The 18,743-nt window shown below is 43.7% G+C and carries 15 protein-coding genes and 3 pseudogenes; all 18 read left to right on the top strand.

Going from position 1 to position 18,743, the window contains the following annotated elements; genetic code table 11:
* Nucleotides 1-3: 3 nt before the first annotated feature.
* The 18 genes and pseudogenes from JCM19037_RS29815 to der all read left to right on the top strand — a co-directional run bounded on the left by JCM19037_RS29815 (nucleotide 4) and on the right by der (nucleotide 18,738).
* Nucleotides 4-1,844, top strand: a pseudogene (locus JCM19037_RS29815) (bifunctional homocysteine S-methyltransferase/methylenetetrahydrofolate reductase).
* 848 nt (nucleotides 1,845-2,692) lie between these two features.
* Nucleotides 2,693-3,337, top strand: a complete 645-nt coding sequence (locus tag JCM19037_RS21895) for a pullulanase-associated domain-containing protein (protein ID WP_052363471.1) — start codon at nucleotides 2,693-2,695, stop codon at nucleotides 3,335-3,337.
* Between the two features lie 26 nt (nucleotides 3,338-3,363).
* On the top strand, nucleotides 3,364-3,585 hold the full coding sequence (locus JCM19037_RS21900; protein WP_052363472.1) for a hypothetical protein: 222 nt from the start codon (nucleotides 3,364-3,366) through the stop codon (nucleotides 3,583-3,585).
* Nucleotides 3,576-4,883 carry an alpha-amylase family glycosyl hydrolase gene (locus JCM19037_RS21905; RefSeq protein ID WP_052363473.1) on the top strand — a complete coding sequence of 436 codons (1,308 nt, stop codon included), beginning with the start codon at nucleotides 3,576-3,578 and terminating at the stop codon, nucleotides 4,881-4,883. Before JCM19037_RS21900 ends, JCM19037_RS21905 begins: the two co-directional genes overlap by 10 nt.
* A 46-nt stretch (nucleotides 4,884-4,929) precedes the next feature.
* Nucleotides 4,930-5,280: a hypothetical protein gene (locus tag JCM19037_RS21910; RefSeq protein ID WP_052363474.1), complete on the top strand. Its 351-nt coding sequence runs from the start codon at nucleotides 4,930-4,932 to the stop codon at nucleotides 5,278-5,280.
* Nucleotides 5,281-5,571: 291 nt separating this feature from the next.
* Nucleotides 5,572-7,491, top strand: a complete 1,920-nt coding sequence (locus tag JCM19037_RS26155; RefSeq protein WP_202963211.1) for a pullulanase-associated domain-containing protein — start codon at nucleotides 5,572-5,574, stop codon at nucleotides 7,489-7,491.
* An 11-nt stretch (nucleotides 7,492-7,502) separates the two neighbouring features.
* Nucleotides 7,503-8,483, top strand: a complete 981-nt coding sequence (locus JCM19037_RS26160; protein WP_238544511.1) for a hypothetical protein — start codon at nucleotides 7,503-7,505, stop codon at nucleotides 8,481-8,483.
* Between the two features lie 190 nt (nucleotides 8,484-8,673).
* Nucleotides 8,674-8,934, top strand: a complete 261-nt coding sequence (locus tag JCM19037_RS29820) for a peptidoglycan-binding protein (protein ID WP_373900261.1) — start codon at nucleotides 8,674-8,676, stop codon at nucleotides 8,932-8,934.
* Nucleotides 8,882-9,667: a cell wall hydrolase gene (locus tag JCM19037_RS21915; RefSeq protein ID WP_373900263.1), complete on the top strand. Its 786-nt coding sequence runs from the start codon at nucleotides 8,882-8,884 to the stop codon at nucleotides 9,665-9,667. The genes JCM19037_RS29820 and JCM19037_RS21915 overlap by 53 nt, the downstream gene beginning before the upstream one ends.
* 11 nt (nucleotides 9,668-9,678) lie before the next feature.
* Complete coding sequence (locus tag JCM19037_RS21920) at nucleotides 9,679-9,972, top strand: PepSY1/2 domain-containing protein (protein WP_052363475.1); 294 nt, start codon at nucleotides 9,679-9,681, stop codon at nucleotides 9,970-9,972.
* Nucleotides 9,956-10,717, top strand: a complete 762-nt coding sequence (locus JCM19037_RS21925) for a PepSY1/2 domain-containing protein (protein WP_255357834.1) — start codon at nucleotides 9,956-9,958, stop codon at nucleotides 10,715-10,717. The genes JCM19037_RS21920 and JCM19037_RS21925 overlap by 17 nt, the downstream gene beginning before the upstream one ends.
* Nucleotides 10,710-11,033 (top strand): PepSY domain-containing protein, encoded by a 324-nt coding sequence (locus JCM19037_RS21930; RefSeq protein WP_052363477.1) that lies wholly within the window; start codon nucleotides 10,710-10,712, stop codon nucleotides 11,031-11,033. Before JCM19037_RS21925 ends, JCM19037_RS21930 begins: the two co-directional genes overlap by 8 nt.
* 1,696 nt (nucleotides 11,034-12,729) lie before the next feature.
* Nucleotides 12,730-13,983: a YeeE/YedE family protein gene (locus JCM19037_RS02710; protein ID WP_042397574.1), complete on the top strand. Its 1,254-nt coding sequence runs from the start codon at nucleotides 12,730-12,732 to the stop codon at nucleotides 13,981-13,983.
* A gap of 138 nt (nucleotides 13,984-14,121) precedes the next feature.
* Entirely contained in the window at nucleotides 14,122-14,796 is a 675-nt protein-coding gene (gene cmk, locus JCM19037_RS02715; RefSeq protein ID WP_373900266.1) for a (d)CMP kinase, read from the top strand.
* Nucleotides 14,793-15,377 carry a 1-acyl-sn-glycerol-3-phosphate acyltransferase gene (locus tag JCM19037_RS02720; protein ID WP_042397578.1) on the top strand — a complete coding sequence of 195 codons (585 nt, stop codon included), beginning with the start codon at nucleotides 14,793-14,795 and terminating at the stop codon, nucleotides 15,375-15,377. The genes cmk and JCM19037_RS02720 overlap by 4 nt, the downstream gene beginning before the upstream one ends.
* A 77-nt stretch (nucleotides 15,378-15,454) precedes the next feature.
* Nucleotides 15,455-16,610: pseudogene (rpsA, locus tag JCM19037_RS02725) on the top strand (30S ribosomal protein S1).
* 133 nt (nucleotides 16,611-16,743) lie between these two features.
* A complete protein-coding gene (locus tag JCM19037_RS02730) occupies nucleotides 16,744-17,352 on the top strand; it encodes a hypothetical protein (protein ID WP_042397580.1) in 609 nt (202 codons plus the stop codon).
* Between the two features lie 67 nt (nucleotides 17,353-17,419).
* Nucleotides 17,420-18,738: pseudogene (gene der, locus JCM19037_RS02735) on the top strand (ribosome biogenesis GTPase Der).
* The last annotated feature ends 5 nt before the right edge of the window (nucleotides 18,739-18,743 follow it).

Below are 18,743 nucleotides of genomic sequence, written 5' to 3' on the forward strand. Positions count from 1 at the left end.
ATGGTGAAATTTATTGAAGCTTTACAAAAGACAATCATTATTGGTGATGGTGCAATGGGAACCCTTCTTTACAGCCAAGATATTACCGGATCAATTGAACAGGCGAACCTTTATGCAGCGGAACAAGTATACGAAGCCCACTTGGAATATGTAAAAGCAGGCGCCAATCTTATTCAGGCGAATACATATGCTGCGAATCGCTTAAAGTTGAAGAATTACGGGCTAGAGTCACAAGTTACTCGAATTAATGAAGCCGGTGTGGAACTTGCAAAACGAGCAGCGGCACATTCTGACGGAACGTATGTAGCCGGTACGATTGGCGGTATTCGGGATGGTCGGTCAAGTGAGTGGACCGATGAAGAAATTGATGACGCAATTTTAGAACAAACAAAGGCACTATTAGCGAGTTCACCCGACGTCATGCTACTTGAAACGTACTATGATTTGCACGAGCTTATTCGTGCCATCCGGCTCATTAAAGAGCAAGATGCATCCATCCCGATTGTTGCCAATGTGTCCTTAGGAGATGTGGGTGTGCTGCACGGAGGCATTTTGCTTCAAGATGCTTTGCAAAGGTTGCAAAGTGAAGGTGCAGATGTTGTCGGTTTGAATTGCAGAATGGGCCTGCTCAAACGATTACATCCATTAAAGAGAGTGATATTCCGACGGATTTATTGTTGTCTGCCTATCCAAATGCAAGCTTACCAGGCATCCGAGATGGAAGGCTTGTCTATCAATCCAACCCAAATTATTTCAAAAGTCAGGCAGTGTCCTTTAGAAATTTAGGCGTAAATCTCATCGGAGGTTGTTGCGGAACGACACCCGAACATATTCGTGCGTTAAAAGATCAGCTTAAAGGTAAAGAGCCGATCAAACGACAAACGTCAAATAACCATTATGTTCGTTCAAAACGACTGGAATCAAAAGATCACCCTGTTTCGAATCAAAAGGTACCGAGCGTCATTGTTGAACTTGATCCACCGAAGTCTTTATCGAAATTGGACATATTTGTGGACGGCGCAAAAGCTTTAACCGAAGCAGGTGCGGATACAATTACACTCGCAGATAATTCGTTAGCGACATCGAGAGTGGACAATGTCGCTAGTGCTACACTTATTAAACAAAGAACGAGTGCGAGCCCACTTGTTCACATTGCTTGCCGGGACCGAAATCTCATCGGCATGCAATCTCACCTTCTTGGCTTGCATGCACTCGGCATTACCGATGTGCTAGCAATCACTGGAGATCCAACGAAAGTGGGTGATTTCCCTGGAGCATCATCGGTGTATGACCTCACGTCATTTGATCTGATCTCTATGCTAAAAGAAATGAACGAAGGGTTTTCCCATTCTGGTCGTTCACTCGGTGTGAAAACAAATTTCCGAGTTGGAACCGCATTTAATCCAAACGTCTCTTCGATGGAAAAAGCCGTTAAACGATTAGATAAGAAGATCAAACTAGGTGCGGACTTTGTCATGACACAACCGGTCTATGACGTAGATACACTATATGCATTGAAAAAAGCAACTGCACATATTAACGTGCCAATTTATGTTGGCATTATGCCGCTCATTAATAGTCGCAATGCAGAATTTCTTCACAATGAAGTGCCTGGAATTACCCTTACGAAACAAGTGAGAGAACGTATGCAGTCTTGTGGTCAAGATGTGCAACGAGGGGAAGAAGAAGGGTTACAAATTGCGAAAGAGTTGCAACAACATAGCTTATCGTTATTTGAACGTGTATATCTCGTTACCCCATTTTTGCGCTATCATATTACGGCTTCCCTCGTTCAAGACGCAAAGGCACAATTATCTAAGCAACAATTAAACACGCTTCATTAAGTTGTCCGTTTGTTGTAGACGAACTTCAGCAGATGAAGAGCCGTCCCCCGTTTTTCGGGGCGGTTTGTTATGTATATAGCAAAATACGTTATATAGAATGAACTTACCATTTTCCTGATTGCAAAGTTTGTTGTTGTTTTCCACTGCAGGCGCATGGTCGTACTCCAGCGCACAAGTGCAACATCGGTGGTCAAAGTACGCATATCGTGTTTTCTTGACACTCCCAATCATAAGAGCAACACGGTTCGCGTTTTTGCCTACTGGTCACGGTGTGGAAAGACGCCCAAATGCCCCATATATTCATTTTTGTGACATTTGGGAAAGAAAAATCATCATTTTGTACGTGGATGTGCACATAAACGAAGTCAACGGTCACAAATCGCGATATATGGGACCGTTGAGGACCGAAAGTACTCGGTTAGAAGGCTGGATTGTCACATACGTGCCAGACCATCACACACTTGCGCCAGGTGGTTCCCATCGGTCACACCTTTTTGCAATTCAGCAAACGGCTTCTGTGTTTTCCACAACCCTTGGAGTAAAGAACAACGATCGACATCGAAGTGAGATGAACTTCAACAGACGATTGGTAGGCGTTTGCCTGCAAAGACAGATCTCGGTCATCGAATTTAGTGAAATTTTTTTCGTTCAACTCATATAGCACACTAGGTTCAAGCAGGAAAGTTATGAATAGGTCTTTTGTACTTCGTGATTTATAGGAATATTGTTTGTTTTATATGAATGTGAGATTTACACGAACAAATAAGGTATGATTTAATTGAAAGCGCTTACTACATGTTTGTGTTTTTGTGCAACCGGTTACATTATTTGAAGAGGAGGAAGGGTTAATGAGCCATTTTACAAGGAGAAATACGTTTGCAAGCTTTATGATTTTTCTGTTGCTTGTGTCGACGGTGCAATCGTTGTTCACCGCTTATCCGGCAAGTGTTGGAGCAGAACAACCGGTAAACGACCACCACGTCGTCCAGTTAACGTACGACCGTACTGATAACAACTATGATGATTGGGACGTCTGGGTATGGGGGACAGGGGTGCAAGATGATCAGATTGAATTTTCACATATTGAAGACGGCAACGCAGTTGCATATATTGAGGTTGCCCCTTCAGTGAAAGAAATTGGTTTTATCATAAAAAAAGGGGACTGGGAGAACCGGGAACCAAATGGTCAAGACGTTGACCGGTCAATACGAATAAATCACAATGAACCGATAACAAAAGCGTATGTTACCGAAGGGGTTATGGATGTACATACGATTAAAGAGATGACAGGACCACAGTTAAGAGATGGGAATGCACAGTTTTACTACCGTGATTCTAAGTTGTTTGCACAAAACAAAATGGAAGACATTGACCGAGTGGAACTGGCGATTTTAGGTGAGCAGTTTGAAATGACGTATAACGATCAAGAAGAGCGCTATGAGTTTTATATGAAAACCTTCCTGAAGGAGAACATCCGTATTCTTACATCGTAACGATTGGAGACGATACGTACGAAACAGTGGATCCATTTTCCGAAGAGTCCGTCATTCGTTATGTGAATGAAGAAATGATATTTGATACGTCTGTCGATCCAGAACAGATGAATTTCAACGAAAACGCTGTTCTATCTATTGATATAGAAGGAGCGGGTGTAAATCAACTATTTGCGGATACGACGTCTCTAGGCGGTCCGTCAGAATTAGAAGTCGACCTCGATCTCATGGAGTCACGTTGTCGGTAACGAGAGCGACGAGTGCCGGAGTTAAAGAAATCCCGGTGACAGCCATTGATGAGTACGGAAATTCTTCCACAGAGAATGCTGAAATTGAAGTGACAAAACGGGAATATGAAGATGAAAATGATTTTGATTGGGATGAAGCTGTCATTTATTTCTTATTAACCGATCGCTTCTTTGATGGCAATGAAACAAACAATGACCCTTACGATTTAGGTTATGAAAATTATGGGCAACACCCTCGCGGAACGTATCAAGGTGGTGATTTTAAAGGGATTACGAAAAACCTTGATTATCTTGAAGATTTCGGTGTGAATACGATTTGGATCAGTCCTATTGTTGAAAATGTCGCTCATGATGTTCGATTTACCGATGAAGATGAGCCTGCAGGACATCCTTATTTTGGGTACCATGGGTATTGGGCAAGCGATTTCACCAAATTAAATCCTCATTTTGGAACGATGGAAGAATACCATGAGATGATCGATGAAGCGGCAGCACGCGACATGAAAATTATGGTTGATGTGGTTTTAAATCATACGGGTTATGGGCTTAAAGAAATCGATGGAGAGATTCCGGATGAAGAACGCCCGCCTGGATTTCCAACGGATGCAGACCGTGAGCGTTTCGCTGATTTAATTAGGCAAGGTGGAAATGTCGGAGAAGATGAAGTGACAGGCGAACTTGCTGGGTTGCCAGACTTCATTACCGAGGACCCGGCTGTAAGAGAACAAGTGATTGAATGGCAATCTGATTGGATTGAGAAGTCGACGACGGATGCGGGCAACTCGATTGATTATTTTCGCGTTGACACGGTAAAGCATGTCGAGGATACGTCGTGGCAAGCATTTCGAAATGAATTAACAAAACGAGCCCCACAATTTCAGTTAATTGGGGAGTCTTGGGGAGCGGGTCAGAATAATGACCACGGCTATTTACGGTCAGGCATGATGGATTCATTATTAGATTTTGAGTTCAAGTATACTGCCCTTGATTTCGTAAATGGGAATCTTCAACAAGCGAATCAACAGTTGGTTGAGCGAAATGAACAGATGGACAACACGGCTTTGCTCGGGCAATTTCTTGGTAGTCACGACGAAGAAGGATTTTTAGAGCGAGTTGATGGCAATGTTGGGAAGCTGCTCGTAGCCTCTTCGCTACAAATGACGGCAATCGGTCAACCCGTGATCTATTACGGAGAAGAGCTTGGTTTGAGCGGTATGGATAATTATCCTTACTATGATAACCGATACGATATGCTTGGGAAAAGATTGAGGATGACAATTTTGCAGGAAATGCAGTAAGGAACATTATCGATCCATTCTCGCATTTCGAGATGAACATCGAGAAGTGTTTGCGTCTGGTGAGCGTAAAACAGTTGCAGGGTCAAACGAAGAAGGGCACATCGTCTTTGAGCGATCTATTGATGAAGATGCTGTTTACGTTGGGTTGAATGTCAGTGAGGAAGAAAGACTACTTACGTTACAAGTGGATTCTGCAGATGCAGTCGTTGTTGATGCGTACCAAGGTGAAACTTATGAAGCAAGTGAGGAAGGGATCATAACGCTTTCGATTCCGAGTATGAGTGATGGCGGTACGGTGTTACTCACTGTGGAAGGAGGACAACTCGTAACGGATGAATCGAGTGACATTCCAGAAGATACCTTCGGGTTCATTATCAACCAGGGGAGTATGCCGTAGACGATCTAGGTTTATGGGTGTGGGAAGATGTTGCAGAGCCTTCAGAACAACAAGGTGCCTGCCTAATGCAGCACAACCTTTTACAGAAGGAACTCATGAAGATTTTTCGATTTACACGGATGTTAAACTTTTGCCAGAAGCTGAGACGGTCGGTATGCTCGTTAATACGACGACGGGGGAGAACATTACTGGTGATGTGTTCGTGGAGCTCATTTCTGACGACTTGAATGAAGTTTGGTTAACTGAAGACGGGCGAGTGTATTTATACGAGCTCATAGCGAAGATGACATTTTGCGCGTCCATTATAAGAGTGATGAACTTGACGACTGGGGGTTATGGACGTGGGGCGATGTGCGTTACCCAACTGAAAACTGGCCAGAAGGTGCGCATCGTTTCGCAGAGGAGAATAAGTACGGCCATTATGTCGATGTTGAAATCGAGGACGGGGCCGAGATCGTTGAATTTTTACTCGTAAACCGAGAGACGGGAGAGCAATCTGGGAACATGAACTTCGCCAACTTGAGTGAGCATCGTCAAATATTTTTACAAGCTGGTGATACAAACGTGTACACAAACCCTTATTATGTATTCGGTGAAGGGATGGAGTACGGCTGGTTAGTAGACGAATCAACCATTGACGTTGTATTTTCATCGACGGAAGTTTTTGCAGAGGAAGATTTGCTAGAAAATATCGAGCTTGTAAATCGTATGGGGCAGTCCGAGACTATCGGAGGAGTAACGAAAACAGATGATGGTCAAACGGTTGAATTAACAGGAGATTTTTCAGCAGAAGACGCTCCTTATACGGTTCACGTATATGAGGAGGAGATGTTGGTCTATCCGACGTGGCAACTTAAAGATGAGAAACTTTCCTACGATGGGGATTTAGGGGTTGATCTTCATGAAGATGGGACAGCGACGCTTAGCGTATGGTCTCCATCTGCAGATGAGGTTCGGGTCGTTCTCTACGATAAAGACGACCATCATACTGTAGTGCGTAGTGACATTTCAATGAGTCGTCAAGACCGTGGCGTGTTTGAAGTTGAACTTACAGAAGAAAACACCGGTATTTCAGATTTGCGAGGGTATTATTATCACTTTGAAATCGAGAGAGCGGGCGAAACAGTGCTCGCACTAGATCCATATGCGAAGTCAATGGCTGCTTGGGACCATACGGATCCACAAGTACCGATTGGAAAAGCAGCAATTGTTGATCCATCAACGATTGGACCAGAGTTAGAATTTGCGGACATTCCAGGGTATGAGAATCGAGAGGACGCGATTATTTATGAAATTCATGTACGTGATTTCACTTCAGATCCTTCGATTTCTGATGAGTTGCAAGCGAGGTTTGGAACGTTTGCTTCTTTTGTTGAAAAGCTCGACTATATTGAAGACCTTGGTGTGACTCACATTCAATTACTACCCGTCATGAGCTACTTTTTTGCTGATGAACTCGGTGCTTCTGAGCGGATGCCCGAGTATGAAGCGAACAATACGAACTATAACTGGGGCTATGACCCTCATAGTTATTTTTCGTTGACGGGGATGTATTCGGAAGACCCTACTGACCCTGAAAAGAGGATTGAAGAATTTAAAAACTTGATTCATGAGATTCATGAGCGTGATATGGGTGTCGTGTTGGATGTTGTTTATAATCATACAGCTCGCGTGGAAATATTCGAAGATTTAGAACCCCACTATTATCACTTTATGGATGCTAATGGCAGCCCGCGCACGAGTTTTGGTGGTGGTAGATTAGGTACAACACACGAAATGGCCCATCGAATTCTCGTCGATTCCATTACGTATTGGGTTGAAGAATTTAACATTGATGGGTTTCGATTTGACATGATGGGTGACCATGATGCGGAAACGATTCAAATGGCATATGACGAAGCAAAAGCACTGAATCCGAACATCTTAATGATTGGAGAAGGTTGGAGAACGTTTGTCGGGGATGAAAGCGATCCAGATGTGATGCCAGCTGATCAAGATTGGATGCAACATACAACAGCTGTTGGCTCATTCTCAGATGATTTTCGTAATGAATTGAAATCTGGGTTTGGCAGTGAAGGGGAGCCGAGATTTCTTACTGGTGGCGAGCGTAACATTCAAAGAATTTTTGATAACGTAACGGCACAACCTCACAACTATACCGCTACGAATCCGGCGACGTCGTTCCATACATTGAAGCACACGATAATTTAACGTTGCATGATGTGATTGCGCTGTCGATTCAAAAAGATCCAGACGAGCATCAACAAGAAATTCAAGAGCGAATTCGACTTGGAAATACGATGGTGTTAACCGCTCAAGGCACGTCATTCCTTCATGCAGGTCAAGAGTACGGCAGAACGAAACAATTCCGAGAGGAGACCGATGAAGCTCCATACAAATCGACGTATATGACAGATGAACAAGGTGAGCCTTTCCACTATCCATATTTCATTCACGATTCGTATGACTCTAGTGATGCGATTAACAAATTCGAGTGGGAAAAAGTGAACGACGAAGAGCAATACCCAGACCATGTGAAAACGAGCGAGTATACGAAAGGGCTAATTGAACTCCGTCGGTCGACGAATGCGTTCTCGCATCATTCCATGGAAGCGATCGAAGAAAATGTGTCACTTATTGATATTCCAGAAATTGGAGAAGAAGATCTCGTCATCGGTTATGAAGCACGTTCGACCGATGATACAGGAGACTACTACGTATTCATCAATGCAGACGAAACAACGAGAACACTTTCGTTAAATGATGTTCGCATTGAGGATGCTCGTGTCATTGTTGACCGTGAAAAGGCAGGAGTGAACGTCATTGATTCACCAACGGGTATGACGTACGTTGACAACACGTTAACGATCGAACCGCTTACCGCTATTGTGCTGCGTGTCGGTGAAGAACATCCTGAACAATCAGCAAAAGAACTGCTTAATGAGCTTCATGACAAAACGCGAGAACATATCCAATCAGGAAATGTTCGTGGGTCACTGTCTTCATTACTATCATTGTACACACGACTCGCGCTTCTTTATGAAGCGATCGAGCGAGACGAGTTAGCAACACATTATATGAACAAGTATGTCCATTACATTACATTGAGCGCTCATGCTAGACAGATTGACGAAGAAACAAAAGAGGAACTATTACACTTGTCAGAGCAGACGATCAAAGCTTTGCAAAATGAATCCGAATAGCATTCTTTTAAAAGATCAAGGGTGGGTTATCCATCCTTGTTTTTTGTTCTGCCTTTGTGAAGGCGACACAGTCTCTATCTGTGAAACAACTCAGCATCAATGTTTTAGAAACGCATGAATAATTTTCTTCTACATTTTAGAAACTATGTACATCACAGACAGTGAAGTGAGTGTAGAAGGAGGAATGGAAATGTTCAAATGGAGCAAGGCGGTTAGCGTCGCTGTACTTACGATTACGATGATCAGTGCGATTCCTCAAACGAGCGAAGCGTTTTCTGATCAGATTATCCAAAAAGGAGCGACTGGAGACGACGTCATCGAACTTCAAGCAAGGCTTCAATACATTGGCTATTATAATGACACCATTGATGGTGTTTTCGGTTGGGGCACGTATTGGAGTGTCAAAGAATACCAAGAAGCATTTGGATGGAAGTGGATGGCTTGTCGGTGATGATCTTAAAGCAAGGTTAGATAAGACGACGAACTATGATGAAGCTTTCGTGAAAGAAGCGTTGGAGAATGGTCGGAATTTCACCCATTATGGTTCGACGCCTTTGGACATTCAAAAAGGGCCGAAAGGAAGTAAAGGCGGTCAAAGCCAAAGTGAGGGCGATCGTCAACAAGAAGGTGGAGGCACCTCTCAAGCTCCTGAACGTTCAGGAGATAATCAAGATGGAGGTAACCAAGAGAGCCCGCCGCCAAATACTGGTAACAATCAAGGTGGCGAAGGTGATGGTAATGGTGAGCAACTAGAGACAGGTGAAGAACAACAGGAAAAACAAGGTAATGAAGCAAACATTCATAAAGCAACGAATGTCCCAGATGGCTTCTCAGAAAATGATATTCAAATTATGGCAAATGCCGTATACGGAGAAGCACGTGGTGAACCTTATCAAGGGCAAGTGGCAGTTGCCGCTGTTATTATTAACCGAATGAATGATTCTGACTTTCCGAATACAGCAAGCGGTGTCATATTTGAGCCACGGGCATTTACTGCCGTAGCCGACGGTCAAATCTATCTCACGCCAAATGAACAAGCAAGGAAAGCAGTGCTAGATGCGATAAATGGCCAAGACCCGTCAGATGGTGCGACGTATTATTACAACCCACAAACTGCAACATCGCAATGGATTTTCGGTCGACCGACGATTAAACAAATTGGCAAGCACGTGTTTGCTGATTAAGGAGGAAAACAATGTTTCGAGCCATTACGATTGCCGTGTTAGCGGTTGCTCTGCTTGGTACAGGAATTTTTGCCTATCAAGAGCATCAAGAAAAAGAAGCGCTAGCCATTAGTCATGAGAACAACTATCAACGTGCTTTTCATCAGCTAAGTTATCATATGGATCAGCTAGAAGACGAGTTAGGAGCCTCACTTGCGACCAATGGATCTTCCCACTTTACGGGCTCACTCGCAGAAGTTTGGCGAATCTCGTCACTCGCTCATAATGAGATGGGTGAACTGCCGCTTGATGATTCCTGTAAATGAAACAGGAGAGTATTTAGCGAATGTCGCTGAGTTCACGTATGAAACTGCGATTCGTGATCGAAATGATGAACCGCTAACTGACGAGGAATATGAAAAGCTGGAGCATTTTTATGAACAGGCAGGGGAAATGAAGCATGACTTGAGAACCGTTCAAGCCCAAGCGCTATCTAATGATATCCGCTGGAGTGATGTTGAGGATGATCTCATTAATGAGCGTGAACCTGCTGAAGGAACGATGGTACACAGTCTAAAAACGATTGACAATAAAGCAAAAGGCTTTTCAGAAAACAACTGGAATGACGACAGTCAGTTTGAAAAAGATGTAAACAAACGACTTGTGAAAACGTTAAAAGGCAAACAAGAAGTAAGTGAAGAAGATGCGAAAGACCGCGCTCGCGCTTTTCTTGGCTTGCCAGAGAATACCGATGCTAACGTTGAACCACTAGGAGAAGGGGTACCTTATGAAGGGTACCAAATTACGATCGAAGACCCAGATGGTGAAAGAAATTACATGCTAGATATGACAAAAAAAGGCGGCTTACCCCTTTGGATGATGCAATCGCGAACGATTACAGAACCAAAAATCAGTCTGAATGAAGCCTCCGAAATTGCGAAAGAGTTTCTTGAAGATAACGGAATTGAGAACGTGCAACTTGTGGATGGTAAGCAGTATGATACGATGGGTGTTTTTGAATTTGTACCGTGGCTGACGATGTTCGTCTCTACCAGATGGGTTGTTGCTTGAAGTTGCACTGGACGACGGAGATGTGATTGGTTTTAAAGGAAGCAACTACTTTGCAAACCACCGTGAACGCCATGACCTCTCTCCAGACCTTACGCTAGAAGAGGCATTGGATGAAATTCACCCAAATGTCCAATCACGTGAAGAACATTTGGCGGTCATTGAAAATCAAAGTGGAGAAGAAGTTCTCGTCTATGAGATTTACGGAACGATGAACAACGATACGTACCGAGTGTACATTAATGCAAACAACGGTTTTGAAGAAGATGTGAAACGAATGCAAGCTGCCGAACCCGTCTACGATGTGGATGTAATGTAAACAGAAAAGGTCGTCAAAAGTCTGTAACAGGCTTTTGACGACCTTTTTATTGGTTATTGACGTTGAGGTTTGTGTGTGGGAGGCGCTGCCTATGATCCGTTGTAAGGTACCTGAAATCGGTAAATGTGTACAACACGTTCGTGGTGGCTGTATGTAACCAAAATCCGCCGCCGCAATCATTGAGGTCACTGAAAAAGAGAAGTTTAAAATCATACAACAGTGTTTCGCTTGATATAATAAGAAAATTCCATCAAAGGCCCTGCCTATGATGGAATTTTCTTCCTTTAAGAACAAATTTCAGCAGGAATCCCCACATAGAAAGGCTATATTCCCACATAGACGGTTCTATGATGGGATTCTTAACGATCGTAACGCGCTAAGTTGTTGATATCCCCACATAGATCTGAACAATACGTCGAGTTAACGAGTAACTTAAGAAGAGGGACGTTAATTTTTCAGCGCCCACCAATCATTGAACGTGGGACTAACGCACGTTTCTTCGCTACCGTGAATGTCAGCATCTACGGTACTTGACTCGTTTGTATAGGGGTATTGCTTTGTATGAAAGTAAGGGTGTGGCAGCAACATAGGCCGCCACAATTGAATATATACCATGATGTACGGACGAAGAAGCCGAAAAGAGTGGCTGAGCTCAATAAAAGCGATCTATACGAGTTGATTTATAGAAACTCATTCAGCGACAAGGCCGGGATTTACAATGGAATTTAGCGTCAAATTCAATCACACTCCACATAGACTTGCTGCGTCCGAAAACTGAGCATTGGAGAGGGCGTGGGAGTAAAATCTTACCATAGATGGTTATAAGGTAAGATTTTACTTGTTATACGAGGCGTTTTAATAAGAATCCTCCCATCGGGGCGAGAAATCTTACGATAGAATGACCAATGGTAAGATCTCACCTGAAAACGCTAGCAGATTTGATAAAATCCTACCATAGCAAATCACCACCTTATTCACATCCCACATCGTTTGAGTTAACGAATAACTGCAGTATGGTTCATTTCACTTATATAACAAGGTCAGCACGCTATATAGGATGATTTTAGCATTTTCTTAATTGCACAGTTTGTTGTTGCTTTCCACTGATGTCGGACGGTCGTACTCCATAGCACAAGGCAACATCGGTGACGTTTTCTATTAACCCCAGAGTATAAGGCCCACATTCCCTCGCCGCTTCGGTGTGCGGAAAGAAGCCAAATGCCCCATATAGTCATTTTTGTGACACTTGGGATAGAAAAATCATCATTTTAGACGTGGATGTGCACATAAACGGAGTCAACGGTCACAAATCGCGAGATATGTGACCGTTGGAGGCCGAAAGTGCCCGGTTTAAAGGCTCGATTGTCACAAACGTGCCAGGAGATGTACACACTTGCGCGAGGTGGTGACCATTGGTCACGTCTTTTTACCATACAACAAACGTCTTCTGTGTTTCCCACAACTCTTGCAGTAACGAACAACGATCGACATCGAAGTGAAATCAATTTCAACAGTCGATCAAGACCGATCTCTGTCAGCGGATTCAGTGAAATTCTTTCCCTCAACTTATATAGTCTTCAAAGAACAACATTTGCTTACACAGGAGAATCATTATTTAGTATTGACATTTTGTTCATTCAGGCATAGGCTGTTAGAAGATTAATTCCTGAGTAAATCCATCAGATAAAGAGGTGAAATGAATTTGTCTACACATGTTCAACCTATATCAGAACAACATTCAGTTGCTAAACATACGATTGGTTTAAAAAAACCGCAGTTGAATCTCGTCACTTTTGGTCTTATCGCATCTTTTATACTTGCTTTGTATCTCATATTCACCCAGCATTTCGTGCAACCAATTCTTCTCGTTATTGGAATTTTACTTGGGTATACGCTCTTTCACGCTAGATTTGGCTTCACATCTGCATTTCGACGACTCGCATCGGTCGGAAATGGACAAGCGCTTCGCGCTCATATGGTCATGCTGGCCATCGCGTGTACACTTTTTGCCCCGATTCTCGCTACAGGCTTTACGTTTTTTGGTGGTGAAGCTACCGGGAACATCTCTCCAGTAGGCGTCAGCTTACTCGTTGGAGCGTTTATCTTCGGAATTGGTATGCAACTTGGCGGAGGTTGTGCGTCTGGAACTTTATATGCAGTAGGTGGCGGACGAAGCGTAATGTTCATCACGCTCCTATTTTTCATCATCGGATCAACCATTGGGGCGAGTCACTTTAACTTTTGGATGGAAGACATGCCCGCATTTGAATCATTTTCCTTGGCGACATCAACAGGTCTTGGATATGGTGGAGCTTGGCTCGTCTCGATGCTCATTTTTGGTGCGGTAGCGGCTGTGACGATAATCATTGAAAAAAAGAAAAACCCACCAAAGATGGCACAAGTGCCAACTGAAAGTGGTTGGAAAAGAATTTTTCGAGGATCATGGCCGTTGTTTGCAGCGGCGATTGTGCTCGCAGTCTTAAACGCGATTACACTGCTCGTTCGTGAAACACCTTGGGGTGTTACGTATGCATTTACACTTTGGGGCTCAAAAGCTGCCGAATTTCTAGGATTTGATGTGCGTGAGTGGGGATTTTGGCAAGGAGATACAGCAGCACTAGATGCCTCTATTTTTGCGGATACGACGTCGGTACTAAACTTCGGTGTCATTCTTGGGGCGTTTCTTGCATCCGCTGCAGGTGGACTGTTTCGCTTCAACAAGATCACGAAAGGGAATGCTTTAGCGTCTGTTATCGGTGGTTTGATGATGGGATATGGCGCAAGGCTAGCATTTGGGTGTAACATCGGCGCATATTTCAGCGGTATTGCATCCTTTAGTGCTCACGGATATATTTGGGGAATTATGGCACTCGGTGGAACATTTTTAGCGTTATATTTACGACCGTTATTCGGACTTGGAGTCCCCAAACAAAAAGACAGCTTTTGCTGACGATCGCCCTTTAGTTCCATTGCTGGAACTAAAGGGCTTTCCTAATGAGCGATTTGTCTTACACCGCTTATTATGGTAAACTTTAGGCAATGTTGGACAACAATAAACAACGAATGAAATTTACATATGGAGAGACGTATGCCAAAGATTAATATCGCAATTGACGGACCTGCGGGCTCTGGCAAAAGTACGGTCGCATTGAAGGTGGCGAACGAATTGCAATATTTGTATATTGATACAGGAGCAATGTACCGTGCGCTCGCCTACCGCGTACTTTTGAATAACATTTCCCCGAGTGATGAAAAAACTATTGATTATGTACTAAAAGATATGAGCTTCACTTTGTCTGGTGATGGGCGCCATATGCTCGTTAATAACGAGCATTTAGGGCAAGAAATTCGCAGTGCTAGTGTGACTCATGCGGTTTCTGAAGTGTCTAGTCACCATAGCGTACGACTTCAGATGCTCGAGCGCCAACAAGAGCTCGCTAAACAAAGAGGTGTCGTTTTGGATGGAAGGGACATTGGCACCCACGTATTACCAGATGCTGAACTTAAGGTTTATTTGTTTGCATCGGTTGATGAACGTGCATCAAGGCGTCATATGGAGAATATCCAAAATGAACAACCATCAGATTTTGAGACGATCCGACAAGAGATCGAACGAAGAGACCATTTAGATACGACTAGGGAATTCGCTCCTTTAAGGCAAGCAGACGATGCGATTCCACTTGACACGACACAACTTTCGATTGAGGATGTCGTTCGGTTTATCTATGAACATGCCCGCGAGAAGGAGCACACATCGTCATGATCTATCGAATTGGACAATTTGCTTGTAGAATTCTGCTTTCTGGTGTTTTCTTTGCATCAATTCAGGGAAAAGAAAATATACCGGCGAATGGTCCGGTGATTATCTGTTCTAATCATAAAAGCAACTTCGATCCTCCGTTGCTTGGATCCTACATTAAACGACCACTTCGGTTTATGGCGAAAGAAGAATTATTCGAGAAAAAAGGATTCGGCACGTTGATTAAGAATCTCGGTGCTTTCCCTGTAAAACGAGGGGCAGGTGATCGAGCTTCGCTGCGGACGGCGCTTGCTGTATTGAAACAAGGAGACATGTTGCTGTTATTTCCGGAAGGGAATCGCTCCAAAACCGATGAGATTGGTGAAGGCTTAGCGGGTGCAGGCTTTTTCGCACTGAAAAGTGATGCAGTTGTTATTCCAGCCTACGTAAAAGGCAAGTACAAGCCATTTAAAAAGGTTGAGCTCACGTATGGACAAGCCGTTCCACTTGATGATTTGCGAGAAGAGAAAGCTTCTGCGAGGCAAGTGACCGACCGGATCATGGATCATATTAAGCAGCTGAAAGAAGAACAGAATTCGAACTAATGTCTGCAACATTCTTCCAAGAAATGGAGAATTTTGTATAGCAATGTTTTTAAAGGGAAGTAAGGAGGCAAAAGACAATGGCTGAAGAAATGAACAATGAATTAGAAGGAATGAAAGATCTTCAAGTGAATGACATCGTTACAGGTAAGGTGACGAAGGTTGAAGAGAAGCAAGCATTCGTTGACGCTGGCTACAAAGTAGACGGGATTGTTCCTATAAGCGAACTATCCAGTTTGCACGTAGAAAAGGTAAGTGATGTAGTTAATACGGGTGACGAGTTAGATCTTAAAGTCATCAAGATCGAAGACGATGAGCTTGTCCTTTCTGTTCGCGGCGCGCGGGCGGAGAAGGCATGGATGAACTTAAAGCAACGTTTGAGGCAGGAACGCCTATTGAAGCTGAAGTTGCAGAAGTTGTCAAAGGTGGGCTTGTTGTTGATGTTGGTGTACGTGGTTTCATTCCAGCTTCACTCGTTGAGCGTCATTTTGTAGAAGACTTCTCAGACTACAAAGGGCAAACCGTTACGTTAAAAATCGTTGAGTTGGATGCAGAAGAGAACAAATTGATTCTGTCTCGCAGAGCCGTTCTCGACGAAGAAGCGGATGAAAAGAAAAAGCAAGTTCTTGAGAACTTAACAATTGGAGATACGGTAAAAGGATCGGTACAGCGTCTCACTGACTTTGGTGCGTTTGTAGATGTTGGAGGCGTTGACGGCCTCGTTCACATTTCACAAATGGCTCACCATCGCGTTGAATCCCCTGGAGAGATTGTAAAAGAAGGGGAAGAAATCGAAGTGAAAATCTTGGCAGTAGATGCAGACAAAGAGAGAATCTCATTGTCGATTAAGGATACGTTGCCAGGACCTTGGACGACGATTGAAGGCCAATTTCAACCAGGTGACGTCATTGATGGTCAAGTGAAGCGCCTCGTTTCATTTGGAGCGTTCGTTGAAGTGGCTCCTGGAGTGGAAGTCTCGTTCACATTTCACAAATTGCGAACCGCCATATCGGAACGCCTGGAGAAGTATTGGAAGAAGGTCAAGCTGTTCAAGCGAAGATCTTAGATATCAGTCCTTCTGAACAGCGCATCTCATTGAGCATTCGCGAGTTGGAAGAAAAAGAGACGTCTGATCATAAAGTTCAGCGTGAGTATGAAGCACCTGAAGAAGATCATTCTGGGTTCTCCCTTGGCGACATGATTGGAGACCAACTAAAAAAATACCGTAACGATTAATTACCGCAAACGATCGGCGAATACCAACAGTGGATTCGCCGATTGTTTTGAGAAATAGAGCTCTCCATTCGTAACCCGTACGGTTCTTTCTGCCATTTCTTGTCTATACTGAACAAGAAAAGGGAGGATGCAAATGGAGAGCTTGTTATTTTTTTGGTTTTCATGGATACTTTGGGTACTCATTTCTTTTTTTTATGAAAAAAGCCTTGCCAGATTTTATTTAGCCGCTGCTGTTTTGGTCGGCATGATCGTCTACCCATTATCTTGGTCGGGGGAATCGTACACGGTTCCGTTCGCATTTGGGGTCGCACTCATCACTGCAATCGTGTGGGCGGGTAACGTTCCGAAGAAAAGGTGGCTAGCGCTAATCGTATGTGCGTTATCGCTAATGTTTATGTATGCGGCAATTGAACTGGCGTACTGGTTTAGTCCTGTCATTTTTTATGCGCATGACGTATGGGTGCCTGCAGCGGCAATTTTCTTTTTAACGGTGTTCGTTTATCGCTACCGTGATAGCCGCTATCCACTAGCAATGTTAGCGCTATGCTTTGGGGAATTGCTTACTGGATGGGTGCTCGTTCCATTAAGAGAAGGGCTGTTCATTGCAGACGCTCTCTTTTTCAATCGTTTAACTGCAGTACTCGTTTTGTTTGTCGTATGGCATATGATTGAAAGCCTTGTACAGCGAGCAGGTCAGTATCAACACCACTCCCGCAGAAAGAAAGTGACACTTTCAGCATAGAGGAGTGTCGCGAGTTCAATCTTTGGATTCGTGATTTACATAGAAGAACAGGGGGCATGAATATCTCATGTCAAAAGCAACAGTAGCCATCGTTGGTAGACCTAACGTTGGGAAGTCAACAATTTTTAATCGGATGGTCGGCGAAAGGTTAGCGATCGTCGAAGATAAACCGGGTGTAACGAGAGACCGCCTATATGGACAAGGAGAGTGTTGAATCGTACGTTTAATGTCATTGACACCGGTGGAATTGACATCGGTGAAGAACCACTCATAGACCAGATGAGAATGCAAGCAGAGATTGCGATTGAGGAAGCAGATAGCATTATTTTCATCGTTAATGGTAGGGAAGGCATCACCCCTCAAGATGAAGAGGTTGCGATGATCTTGAAAAGGTCCAAAAAGCCTGTTGTTGTAGGCGTTAACAAGGTTGATAACCCTGACATGCAAGACTTAATCTATGATTTTTATGAATTTGGGTTCGGTCAACCATTTCCAATATCAGGATCACACGGCATTGGAATCGGAGATATGCTTGATGAAGTGTTTGCCAACTTCCCTGTTCATTTAGAGGACGCTGAGGAAGAATCACTCATTAAAATCGCCGTTATTGGTAGACCAAATGTCGGGAAGTCTTCACTCGTCAATGCAATCTTAGGCGAAGAGCGTGTCATTACGAGTAACATAGCCGGTACGACAAGAGATGCCATTGATACGAACTTTACCCGCGAGGGACAAGACTACAAAATTGTCGACACAGCTGGTATGAGAAAGCGCGGGAAAGTATATGAAAACACAGAGAAGTACAGTGTTCTTCGGGCGATGCGTGCTCTTGAGAGGGCGAATGTCGTGCTTGTCGTCTTAGACGGTGAAGAAGGCGTCATTGAACAAGATAAGAAAATTGCAGGCTATGCGCATGAATCGGGCAGGGCCGTTGTGATTGTAGTGAATAAGTGGGATGCGGTGGAAAAGGATGATCGCACGATGAAAGCGTACACCGAGAACATTCGTGAGACGTTTAGCTACTTGTCGTATGCGCCAATCGTGTTCGTTTCAGCAACGAAGAATCAGCGGATTCATAAATTGCTTCCTGTTGTAAATGAAGTGATGGACAGTCACCAAATGCGGATGCCAACACACGTGATTAATGACGTCATTATGGATGCAGTTTCCCGAAACCCTGCACCTACAGCTGGTGGGATTAAGCGTTTGCGAATTAATTATGCTACTCAAGTTGCCATCGGTCCACCGACATTCGTTGTGTTTGTGAATGATCCAGATTTAATGCACTTTTCCTATCGCAGGTATTTGGAGAATCAATTGCGAGAAGCGTTTTCTTTTGTTGGTACACCACTGAAAATTATTGCGCGTAAGAAAAACGAGTCTTAAGCTTT

The organism is Geomicrobium sp. JCM 19037, assembly GCF_000698105.1.
GTDB lineage: Bacteria > Bacillota > Bacilli > Bacillales > Marinococcaceae > Geomicrobium_A.

Excerpts from the sequence above, each read along its gene's own strand:
- JCM19037_RS21895 (WP_052363471.1), top strand. The coding sequence starts at position 2,693 with ATGAGCCATTTTACAAGGAGAAATACGTTTGCAAGCTTTATGATTTTT.
- JCM19037_RS21920 (WP_052363475.1), top strand. The coding sequence starts at position 9,679 with ATGTTTCGAGCCATTACGATTGCCGTGTTAGCGGTTGCTCTGCTTGGT.
- JCM19037_RS02730 (WP_042397580.1), top strand. The coding sequence starts at position 16,744 with ATGGAGAGCTTGTTATTTTTTTGGTTTTCATGGATACTTTGGGTACTC.
- JCM19037_RS21925 (WP_255357834.1), top strand. The coding sequence starts at position 9,956 with ATGATTCCTGTAAATGAAACAGGAGAGTATTTAGCGAATGTCGCTGAG.
- JCM19037_RS02710 (WP_042397574.1), top strand. The coding sequence starts at position 12,730 with ATGAATTTGTCTACACATGTTCAACCTATATCAGAACAACATTCAGTT.
- cmk (WP_373900266.1), top strand. The coding sequence starts at position 14,122 with ATGCCAAAGATTAATATCGCAATTGACGGACCTGCGGGCTCTGGCAAA.
- JCM19037_RS29820 (WP_373900261.1), top strand. The coding sequence starts at position 8,674 with ATGTTCAAATGGAGCAAGGCGGTTAGCGTCGCTGTACTTACGATTACG.
- JCM19037_RS02720 (WP_042397578.1), top strand. The coding sequence starts at position 14,793 with ATGATCTATCGAATTGGACAATTTGCTTGTAGAATTCTGCTTTCTGGT.